This window comes from Calidithermus terrae, assembly GCF_003574345.1.
GTDB lineage: Bacteria > Deinococcota > Deinococci > Deinococcales > Thermaceae > Calidithermus > Calidithermus chliarophilus.
Window position 1 is genome coordinate 1 of record NZ_QXDL01000143.1, and the last position, 10322, is coordinate 10322.

At 71.8% G+C, this 10322-nt stretch carries 9 protein-coding genes; 1 reads left to right on the plus strand and 8 read right to left on the minus strand.

The genetic code is table 11. The features are described 5' to 3' along the window. Window positions 1-106 precede the first annotated feature (106 nt). The 8 genes from hisG to dcd all read right to left on the minus strand — a co-directional run bounded on the left by hisG (window position 107) and on the right by dcd (window position 9424). Window positions 107-745: an ATP phosphoribosyltransferase gene (gene hisG, locus Mterra_RS14790; protein WP_119315874.1), complete on the minus strand. Its 639-nt coding sequence runs from the start codon at window positions 743-745 to the stop codon at window positions 107-109. After that, window positions 742-4119: an ATP-binding protein gene (locus Mterra_RS22890; RefSeq protein ID WP_119315875.1), complete on the minus strand. Its 3378-nt coding sequence runs from the start codon at window positions 4117-4119 to the stop codon at window positions 742-744. The genes hisG and Mterra_RS22890 overlap by 4 nt, the downstream gene beginning before the upstream one ends. 48 nt (window positions 4120-4167) lie before the next feature. Next, the gene (locus Mterra_RS14800) at window positions 4168-5361 is read right to left on the minus strand and encodes a trans-sulfuration enzyme family protein (RefSeq protein WP_119315876.1); all 1194 of its coding nucleotides are present in this window, start codon (window positions 5359-5361) and stop codon (window positions 4168-4170) included. 82 nt (window positions 5362-5443) lie between these two features. Then, complete coding sequence (locus Mterra_RS14805) at window positions 5444-6124, minus strand: winged helix-turn-helix transcriptional regulator (RefSeq protein ID WP_119315877.1); 681 nt, start codon at window positions 6122-6124, stop codon at window positions 5444-5446. Window positions 6125-6189: 65 nt separating this feature from the next. After that, window positions 6190-7311, minus strand: coding sequence for an ATP phosphoribosyltransferase regulatory subunit (locus Mterra_RS14810; RefSeq protein ID WP_119315878.1), 1122 nt, complete (start codon window positions 7309-7311; stop codon window positions 6190-6192). A 57-nt stretch (window positions 7312-7368) separates the two neighbouring features. Beyond that, a complete protein-coding gene (locus Mterra_RS14815; RefSeq protein ID WP_119315879.1) occupies window positions 7369-7926 on the minus strand; it encodes a peptidylprolyl isomerase in 558 nt (185 codons plus the stop codon). Between the two features lie 20 nt (window positions 7927-7946). Further along, complete coding sequence (locus Mterra_RS14820) at window positions 7947-8564, minus strand: peptidylprolyl isomerase (RefSeq protein WP_119315880.1); 618 nt, start codon at window positions 8562-8564, stop codon at window positions 7947-7949. 311 nt (window positions 8565-8875) lie between these two features. Next, window positions 8876-9424 carry a dCTP deaminase gene (dcd, locus tag Mterra_RS14825; RefSeq protein ID WP_027891520.1) on the minus strand — a complete coding sequence of 183 codons (549 nt, stop codon included), beginning with the start codon at window positions 9422-9424 and terminating at the stop codon, window positions 8876-8878. A 48-nt stretch (window positions 9425-9472) separates the two neighbouring features. Between dcd and Mterra_RS14830 the strand changes: the two genes are divergently transcribed. After that, on the plus strand, window positions 9473-10322 hold an 850-nt coding region (locus Mterra_RS14830; protein WP_176582541.1), incomplete at its 3' end, for an Ig domain-containing protein.

The window sequence follows — 10322 nt, forward strand, 5'->3', positions numbered from 1 at the left end:
CCCTCCCCGCGCGTGGGGAGGGCGGGGGAGGGGTAACCACGAGCCACAGGTCACTAGCTATCGGCTATCCGCTATCGACCATCGGCGTCCGGCGTCCTGCGCCTCCCTACCCCTCCGCCAGTGCCTGGCTCTGCTGCCGCAGGCGTTCGATGAGGGGCCGCAGGAGGTCGCTCTTGAGCTTTAGGGCCTGGCGGTTGACGATCAGGCGGGCCGAGGAGTGGGCCAGCACCTCGACCTCCTTCAGGCCGGCGGCGCGGATGGAGGCGCCGGTCTGGACCACGTCCACCACGGCGTCGGCCAGGCCGGTGAGGGCGGCGAGCTCGACGTTGCCGGAGAGCTCGAGCACGTCGGCCACCCAGCCGCGCTCGCGCAGCACGCGGCCGGTGAAGTTGGGGTACTTGGTGGCGATGCGGCGGATGGGGCCGGTGCTGTCGGGGTGGCGGATGAGCGAGAGGCGGCAGACGCCGGTGCGGAGGTCGACGGGCTCGTAGACGTCGCGGCCCGACTCCAGCAGCACGTCCTTGCCCACCACGCCCGCGTCGGCGATGCCCAGGTCCACGTACAGCGGCACGTCGGCGTTGCGCAGCTCGAGGATGGCGACCTTGCCCTCCTGCCCGTGGATCATGGTGCGCTCGCCCTCGACGGGGGGGAGCTCGAGGCCGGCCCGTTGCAGGGCGGCGTAGCCGTCCTTGAGGTTGCGGCCTTTGGGCAGCGCCAGGGTGAGCGCGTACTTCCCGCGTATCATCCTTCCAAGCCTATCAAATCGGCCAGGCCCTCCAGCGCAGGGAGCGGGCTCGAGCGGGCCAGCCGCAGCAGCTCGCGGTTGGCGGGGTTGTGGCGCAGGAAGCCGGGGCGGTACTCGGGGGGGACGTGCTTGTGGGCCGTCTCGAGCACCCAGCGCAGGGCGTGCTCGAGCCAGTGGCTCGCCTCGGGATGGCCCAGGGCCTCGAGCGCCTGCTGGTGGGCCAGCCAGACCTCGGGGCGGTAGGGGAAGGGGCTGTAGCGCTGGCTGAGGTCGAGGGCCTGCTGGCTGGCCTCGAGGGCTTCCTGCGGCCGACCCAGCGCCAGCAAGGCCTGGGCCTGCCGCACCCACAGCCCGATCTCCAGCCCGTGCAGGCCCTGTTGCTGAACCTGCGGCAGCGCGCGGCGGGCGGTCTCCAGCGCCTGCTGCGGGGGTTGCAGGCGGGCGCGGACGAGCTCGAGCTGGTGCCGGTCGAAGCCGTCGCTGCCGGCCTCGATGCGCTGCCCGGCCTCGGCCAGGAGGCCCGGCGGGTCGCCCAGGGCCAGCTCGGCCTGGGCCAGCAGCACCTGGTAGCGGTTGTAGCTGGGGAAGCCGGGCCACTCGACCGCCGTCCGCAGCGCGGCGCGGGCGGCCTCGAGGTCGCCCAGGGCCTGCAGGGTGAGCGCGCGGTTGAGGTGGAGCATGCCCAGCCAGCCGAACTGGGTGCCCTCGCCGAGCTCGAGGCCCTGCCGGACGGCCTCCAGCGCCTCGGCGTAGCGCCCCAGCCCGCGCAGGCTGTAGGCCCGGCCGTTGAGCGAGACCAGCCGGATGTCAACGGCGCCGCCGGTGTCGGCCATCAGGTCGGCGGCCTCGCCGAAGTAACGCAGGGCCTCGGGCACCTGGCCGAGCTCGTAGTGGGTGCGGGCGATGTTGTTGAGCGCCGAGACCTGCTCCTGCTTGAGGCCCGCCCGCGCCGCGATGCGCAGCGACTCCTCGAACAGCGCCAAGGCCCCCGGCCGGTCCTCGACCCGCCGCACCGCGCCCAGCCCCACCATGGCGGTGGCGAGGCCCACCGGGTCTTCGACCCGGCGGTAGATCTCGACCATGCGCTCTAAGGAGGGCATGGCGTCGCGCGCGTTGCCCAGGGTGAAGCTGATGGAGGCGCGGGCCTCGAGCAGGTCGGCCTCCAGGCGCAGGTCGTGGGCCGTCACCGCGTGGGCCAGCCCCTCCTCGACCACCGCCCCCAGCTCCTCGAAGCGGCCGTGGGCGAACAGCAGGTGGCAGTGGATCAGGCTGGCCTGGGCCTTCTGCCGGGCGGTGCGGGCCATGGCCGAGAGCCCGGCGAGGACCTCCTCGGCGCGCGCGCCCGCCTCGAGGTCGATGAGCTGCCGGGCCTGGGCGAAGCGGGCCTCGAAGGCGGCGCCCAGGTCGCCCGTGCCCTGCAGGACGTCGGCGGCGCGCCCGTAGAAGTCGGCGGCCTCGGCCAGGCGCAGGCTGGCCCTGGCCTGCCGGGCGGCCTCGAGCAGGAAGGGCGCCGCGCGTTCGGGCTCGCCGCCCTCGAGCCAGTGCCGGGCGATGCGGGCGGGGGAGGCCTTCTGGGCCTCGAGCTGCTGGGCGGCGCGGCGGTGCAGCAGGGTCTTGATCCCCGCGGGGGTGCCCGCCAGCACGCTCTCGTAGATCAGGTCGTGGCTGAAGCGCTCGCCGCGGGCGAGCTGGGCACCCTCGAGCTCCTCCCAGAAGGGGATCAGGCTCAGCCAGTCCTTCCCCATGACCCGCGCGGCGAGCTCGAGCGAGAAGTCGGTCCCGGCGACGGCCATCAGCCGCGCCAGTTGCAGCGCCTCGGTGGAAAGCCCCTCCAGGCGGCGCTGGATCAGCGGCCCCACCTTGCCGGGCGGGGGCAGGCGCTGGGGGAGCCCCCCCTGGAGCTGGCCGGTCTCGAGCAGGTGCTTGAGGGTCTCGAGCACGAAGAGGGGGTTGCCGCCGGTGTAGCGGCGCAGGTCGGCGGCGAGGCTTTGGGGGTGGGGCAGCTCGAGGCTGGCGAGCAGGGCGTCAATGTCGTCCTGGCGCAAGGGCTGGAGCTCGACGTGGACCGCCACCCCGCTGCCCACCATCGCCTCGAGCCGCCGCTGGAGCTCGGGGGTGAGCTCGTCGGTGCGGAAGCCCAGGATCGAGCGCACCGGGCTGTCGGGGCGGCCCCAGAAGGCCGAGTAGACGTACTGCCCGGCCTCGAGGCTGGCGGGGTCCACGAATTGCAGGTCGTCGGTGACCAGGATCAGCGGGGCGCGGGCGGCGATCCGGCGCAGCACCTCGGTCTTGGCCTCGTAGAAGTGCAGCTTCTCGCCCTCGGAGGTGATGGGGCCGGGGGCCTCGCCGAGCTCGGGGATCATGCGGGCGAGCTCGCGGCGCACCCAGGGGGGCAGGTCGAGGTCGGGGTAGGCCTCGAGGGTCTGGCGGTAGGTGCGGGCGTGGGTGGCGTAGGGCACGTCGCGGTCGCCGGGGCGGCCCTCCAGCAGCAGGAAGTTGCCCTTCGAGGCGGCGAAGTCGAGCATCAGCCGGCTCTTGCCCGCGCCCGGCGGCCCGCTGACCACGATGCCCAGCCCCCGCTCCCAGGCGTCCTCCATCAGGGCCCACTCCCGCTCACGCCCCACCAGCCGCGGCGGGCGCACCACCGCCAGCGGGATCTGGCGGCGGGCGCTGCCGGGCAGGGCGTGCACCCCCCGCTCGATCTCCTCGGCCAGGGCACGGGTCTCGGGCAGGGGCTCGACGCCCAGCTCGCGCCCTAGCAGCTCGGCGCAGCGCTGGTAGGCCCTGAGCGCGGCGGCGCGGTCGCCCAGCAGGTAGTGCAGCCGCATCGCCCGCCGGTGCGCCGCCTCGGAGATGGGGTCGGCCTCCAAAAGCTTCTGGGCCCACGACAGCGCCTCGGCCAGCTTGCCCTCGTGCTCGAGGCGCTCGCACAGCAGCGCCAGCGCCTCCAGCCGCAGCTCCTGCAGCCGCTCGCGCTCGTAGAGCAGCCACTCCTCGAACTCGGGGCAGTCGTCGTAGTCGTAGCCCTCCAGCAACTGTCCCTGCCACTCCAGCCCCTGCCCCTGCCCCGAGGTGACCTGGCTCTGCAGCTCGGCCACGTCGCTCCCGACGCCCGGCCCCAGGCCCAGGGGGTCGCTGCTCGAGAACAGCCCCTCGAAGCGGCGCAGGGTGAACAGCGCCTGGCGCAGGTTGTTGCGGGCGGAGGCGTCGGGGCCCCCGGGCCACAGCAGCCCGGCGAGCCTCGAGCGCGGGGTGGGCCCCTCCAGCGCCAGGTAGGCCAGGATCGCCGCCGGCTTGCGCTCGAGCGGGGCGGGGGGCTGGCCGGCGCGGTGGAGGTGCGGGGTGCCCAGCACCCGGAGCTGCCAGGGGGTCACAGGCCCGATTGTACGTCAGGCGGCGAAAAAATCATGAAGGCTTCAGCCCTAGCCCTGCTGTCCCACCGGCAGGACACGGGCGGCTTGCTCGAGGGCGTGCTCGAGGTCGGCGATGAGGTCTTCGGGGTCCTCCACGCCGACGGAGAGCCGCACTAAGCCCTCGCTCACCCCGTGGCGCTCGCGCAGGGCGGGCTCCAAAAGCTGGTGGGTGGTGGAGGCAGGGTGGGTCGCCAGCGACTCCACGTCGCCCAGGCTCACCGCCTGGGTGAAGAGCTCGAGGCTGTCGAGGAACACGCCCGCCGCCTCGCGGGAGGGCAGCTCGAGCGCGACCAGCCCCCCGAAGCCCTGCATCTGCCGCCGCGCCACGGCGTGCCCGGGGTGGGAGGGCAGGCCGGGGTAGTGCACGCGCCGGACGGCGGGGTGCTTGGCGAGGTACTCCGCCACCCGCATCGCGCCCGCGCAGTGCGCCTCCATCCGCAGGGGCAGCGTCTTGACGCCGCGCAGCAGCAGGAAGGCCTCGAAGGCCCCCAGCGAACCCCCCAGGTGGCGCAGGCCCTCCATCCGCACCGCGTCCATCAGCTCCTTGGGCCCGGCCAGCACCCCGCCCAGCGCGTCGCCGTGGCCGCCCAGGTACTTCGTGGCCGAGTGGAGCACTAGGTCAATGCCGAGCTCGAGCGGCCGGGTGAGGCAGGGGGTGGCGAAGGTGTTGTCCACGCAGCTCGGCACGCCGTGGGCGCGGGCGACGCGGGCCACTTCGGCCAGGTCGTAGATGCGCAGGGTGGGGTTGGTGGGGGTCTCGAGGTAGACGAGCTTGGTGGCCGGGGAAAGCGTGGCCTCGAGGTTCTCCACGCTCCCCGCGTCGGTGACGACGACCCCGAACTTGTGCAAGGTCTCGAGGAAGAAGCCCTCGGTGCCGCCGTAGAGCGGGGCCAGGTACACCACCTCGTCGCCCGGGCGCAGCAGGGTGAAGGCCAGAGCGCTCACCGCCGCCATGCCGCTGCTGAAGGCCACCGCGTCCTCGGCGCCCTCGAGGCTCGCCATCTTCTCCTCGAAGGCCCGCACGGTGGGGTTGCCGATGCGGCTGTAGATGAAGCCGGCTTCCTCCCCCTCGAACAGCCGGGCTCCGCGCTCGAAGGAGCCGTAGGCGAAGGTCGAGGTGCTGTAGACGGGCGTGGCGTGGGCGCCCGTCAGCGGGTCGGGGCGCTGGCCGGCGTGCACGGCGCGGGTGCGGAAACGTTTCATGTTTTAACCTCTGCCCCCATCTTATCGGGTCGCGCGAGGGAAGGGTGTCCTCGAGGCACACCCGGCCGGGGCCCGGGCGTTTTCAGGCCGGTCTTGCCGAAGGGGCCGCCGCCGGCTCGGGCATCTTGAACAGCCCCAGGAAGCGCCGGGCGAGCTCCGCGTCGCCGTACACGAGCAGCCGCCCGGCGCTCACGGCCTCGGCGAAGGGCTGCCCGGCGAAGGCCAGCGCCCCCAGCGTCGCCACGTCGCCCTCGAGCACCGCGTCGGGGCGCTCGGCCCGGCCGCGCGCGATCTCGAGCGCCCCGCCCGCGACGCGCACCCGGAAGCGCTCCTCCCCCACGCGCAGCTCGTACGTCGCCTCCAGGCCCTCGGCGGCCGGGGGGTGGAACATCGTCTTCATGGCGGTGACGAGCGTGGCGAGGCTGATGGGGGCCTCGGCGGGCCGCCAGGGCGAGCGGGCGCCCCAGCGGCCGAGCTGTTGCAGGACGGGCTCGAGCTCGTAGCCCCACTCGCTGAGCTCGTAGACCCACACCGCCGCCGGCGGCGGCAGCCGGTGGCGGCGCACCACCCCGACGTGCTCGAGGTCCTTCAGGCGCTGGGAGAGCACGTTGGGGCTGATGTGGGGCAGCCCGGCCTGCAGGTCGCTGAAGCGTTTGGGGCCCAGCAGCAGCTCGCGCACCACCAGCAGTGCCCAGCGCTCGCCCACCAGGTCGAGGGCGTGGGCCGCCGCGCAGCCGTCGTCGTAGGAGCGTTTGCCTGCCATCGCCTCCAGGGTAGCAACTGCCGCTACCATGGGTGTAGCTCCAGGTTGCAATTTAGGAGTGGAGCTCAGGGCTCCTCGAGCCGCCCCTCGAGGGCGATGAGGGGGATGCCCCGGCTGCGGGCGTAGAAGCGCAGTTGGGTGAGGTCGTCGGTCCAGGCCAGCTCGACCCGCTGCCCCTCGGCGCGGAGCTCGCGGGCTAAGTCGCGGTCGAGGGCGAGCACGTCGGGCACGCGGGGCTCGGCCGAGAGCTTGGGGGCCAGCCCGCCGCGCGGGGCGAACAGCGCCTCCATCACGCGCTCGAGGCCCACCGTGAAGCCGCAGGCCTGGGGCAGCAGCGTGCCGTCGTAGCGGCCCCCGCCCAGCAGGGGGAGGCCGAAGTCCTGGGTGTAGGCCTGGAAGTTGATGCCGGTGTAGTAGTCGAGGCGGCGGGCGCGGCCTAAGTCGAGGAGGAGCGGCACCTCGGGGAGGAGGGCCAGCACGGCCTCGAGCCAGTCGAGGTCGGCTTTGGCCTTGTCGGTGAGGCTGAGCTTGCGGGCTTCTTGCAGCACCTCGCGCCCGCCGTAGAGGTCGGGGAGGGCCAGGATGGCCGGGGCCGGGCCGCCCACGCGGTAGGCCTCGAGCAGCCCGGCGAGCTCGGGGATGTTCTTGTGGTGGATGGCCTGGCGCAGGCTCTCGACCCGCGCCCGGCTCAGGCCGGTGCTCTCGAGCAGGTCGCGCACCAGCGAGGGCAGCCCCACCTCGATGCGCGCCTCCTCGAAGCCCAGCGCCTGCAGGGCCTCCCAGGCCAGCTCGAGCACCTCCGCGTCGGCACGGGGGCTCGAGACGCCGATGAGCTCGACGCCGAACTGGGTGTACTCGCGCACGCGCCCCAGCTCGGCGTCGGCCTCGCGCAGCCAGACCTGCCCGGCGTACTGGTAGCGCGCGGGGTAGCGCTCGGGCGGGAAGGCCTCGACGAGGTTAGCCAGCGCCGAGGTGAAGTCGGCCCGCAGGGCCAGCACGTCGCCGGTCTTGTCCACGAGCTTGAAGGAGCGCTCGGCGAGCACGTGGCGGGTGTCGTAGAGCTCGAGCGCGGGCAGCTCGACGAGCTCGTACCCCCAGCCGTGGAACAGCTCGGTCAGCCGCCCGGCCAGCTCGCGCCGCAGCCGGGCTTCGGGGGGGAGGTGGTAGCGGGTGCCTTCGGGGATCATGGGGATAGCGGACAGCCGATCGCCGCTCACCCCTAGCTATCGGCTGCGGGCTAGGGGCTATTTGCTCTTCGCGAAGACCTTCACCGACACGATCTTATCCCGCGCGTCGCCGCGGGCCGCGCCCGGCACGCCCTCGGTGGGGGCGATGGCCTCCACGACCTCCATGCCCTCGCTCACCTGGCCGAAGATGCTGTACTGCTGGCTGAGGTGGGGGATGGGGGCGAAGGTGACGAAGAACTGTGAGCCGTTGGAGTTGGGGTTTTGCGTGCGCGCCATGCCCAGGCGGCCCTTGCGGTCGTAGTTGAGGTGGGGGGCGACCTCGAGGCCGAACTGGTAGCCGGGGCCGCCGGTGCCGGTGCCGGTGGGGTCGCCGGTCTGGGCGACGAAGCCGGGGATCACCCGGTGCCACACGATGCCCTCGAAGTAGCGGTTGAGCGCCAGGAAGACGAAGGAGTTGACGGCGTTGGGCGCCTCCTTGGCGAAGAGCTCAACCGTGAAGCGGCCCTTGCTGGTCTCGATCTCGGCGGAGTAGTCGTACTTCTCGGGGTCAATGACCTGCTCGGGCTGGCGGAAGTTGTGCTTGGGGGTCGGGGACAAATACTCCAGTGCCTGCATGGGGCCTCCTGTGGGGGTGCTCACTTGTTGCGCACCAGAATGCGCACGCTCCTGATCCTGTCGCGCTTGTCGGGGTCTACGGCCTGGGGGCCTTCGGTGGGGGCGAGCTTGCCGAGCACGTCGATGCCCTCGACGACCTCGGCGAAGATGGTGTACTGCCCGTTGAGGATGGGCGTGGGCTGGAGGGTGATGAAGAACTGCGAGCCGTTGGAATTGGGGTCGAAGGTGCGGGCCACGCCCACCATCCCGGCCCGGTCGTACCTGAGCTTAGGGCTGACCTCGAGCCCGAAGCTGTAGCCCGGCCCCCCCGCCCCCGTGCCGGTGGGGTCGCCGGCCTGGGCCACGTAGTCGGGGATGACCCGGTGCCACGTCAGGCCGTCGTAGAAGCGGTTGAGCGCCAGGAAGACGAAGGAGTTGACCGCCACCGGCGCCTCGACCTCGAAGAGGTCGAGGCGCATCTTGCCCTTCCGGACGACCTCGATCTCGGCGAAGTAGTCGTACTTCTCGGGGTCAATGACCTGCTCAGCGCGGCTGAACTCGCGCACCGGCTTGTCGGAGCGGTACTCGAGGGCCCGCAGGGAGCGGTTTCCGCACCCGGCGATAGCCAGGAGACCCACCAGGCACACGAGCCAGCGCATCGCTGTGCCAGTGTATACCAGGTGGGGGTGGTGGGATGTGTCGGTGGGCGGTAGCCGGGCGCCGGGCGCGGGTCGTGCGTGGTACGTCGTACGTCGTACGCCAAACGCAAGACGCCTGGTTCCCCCCTTAGCAAGGGGGGTTAGGGGGGATAAACCCTCCCCGCCCGCGGGGAGGGGTAGCTTTTCGCGCCGAGCACAGGGCTCGGCTATCCAAACCCTCCCCGCGCGCGGGGAGGGGTAAACCACGAGCCACAAGCCACAAGCTGATCGCTGACGGCTGATGGCTCCCCACAGGCCACAAGCCCGGCCCGTCAGATGCGCGGCAGGGTGATGCCCCGTTGGCCCTGGTACTTGCCCTTGCGGTCGGCGTAGGTCACTTCGGGGCGCTCGCCCTCGAAGAAGACGAGCTGCACGACGCCCTCGCCCGCGTACATCTTGGCGGGAAGGGGGGTGGTGTTGGAGAACTCCAGCGTCACGTGGCCCTCCCAACCGGGCTCGAGGGGGGTGATGTTGGCGACGATGCCCACCCGGGCGTAGGTGCTCTTGCCGATGGCGATGGCCATGACGTTGTCGGGCATGCGGATGTACTCCATGCTGCGGGCGAGCACGAAGGAATTGGGGGGGATGATCACCTCGTCGCCCTCGTAGTCCACGAAGCTCTTGGGGTCGAGGCCCTTGGGGTCGGCGATGGTGTGGAAGACGTTGGCGAAGATCTTCCACTCGCGCGCGGCGCGCAGGTCGTAGCCGAAGCTGGTCAGGCCGTAGCTGATGACCCCCTCGCGCACCAGGCGCTCCTCGAAGGGCTCGATCATGCCCTGCTTGGCCTTCTCGCGAATCCACCAGTCGGGCTTAATGCTCATAGCGCTAAATATACCCTCCCTCTCATTAGACCCCGGTAGACTGCCGCTATGTCGGCTCCAAAACTCGCCAAACTCGTTCTCACCTCGCTGGCGCTGACCCTGGCCGCGTGCGGGGGGGACGAGAAGAACCCCAGCGGGCCTCAGGGGGCCTTGCGGGTCGTCACCACCAGCCTTCCCCCGGCCTACGTCGGCGAGGCCTATTCGGCCCAATTGCGCAGCGAAGGGGGCTTGCGGCCCCACACCTTCAAGCTCGAGGGCAACCTCCCCCGCGGCCTGACCTTCAACAACGGCGCCTTCACCGGCACCCCGCAGGAGAAGGGCAGCTTCGAGTTCACGGCCTTCCTCGAGGACGCCTCGCTCTCGCGCAACTTCCAGAAGTTCACCCTCACCGTCACCGACCCCCCGCCGCCCAAGGTGAACCTGGCCCTGCCCCAGTCCGAGACCGCCGAGCCCTTCCTGATGACGGTGCGGCTGGAGGGCCGGGAGTCGCGGGCCTTCCAGGCCCAGTTCGTCTTCAAGGACCTCAAGGCCGCCCTCGACACCCTCAAGGCCGCCGACGGGCTGCTCTACGTGGCGCGCTACAACGCCGAGAAGGGCGTCCTCGACGTGGACGCCGCCTGGATCGCCCCCCGCAAGGACACCGAGGCCCTGCGCCTGAGCCTGACCCCGGCCAAGCCCCTGCGCCCGCTGCAGCAGATGGCCGGCAACATCAAGACAGCCTTTTACGATAAAGACGGCAAGCGCTTTACCCAGGCCGACGCCTTCCCCCGCGACCCCAGCCAGGGCCAGTACGACTTCGAGACCCTGCTGCTCATCGCGCAGAACTGGGGCAAGAAACTCCAGCCCGCCGAGAACAAGCAGGGCGAGGCGCCCGCTGCCCAGCCCAACCCCGCCGCCC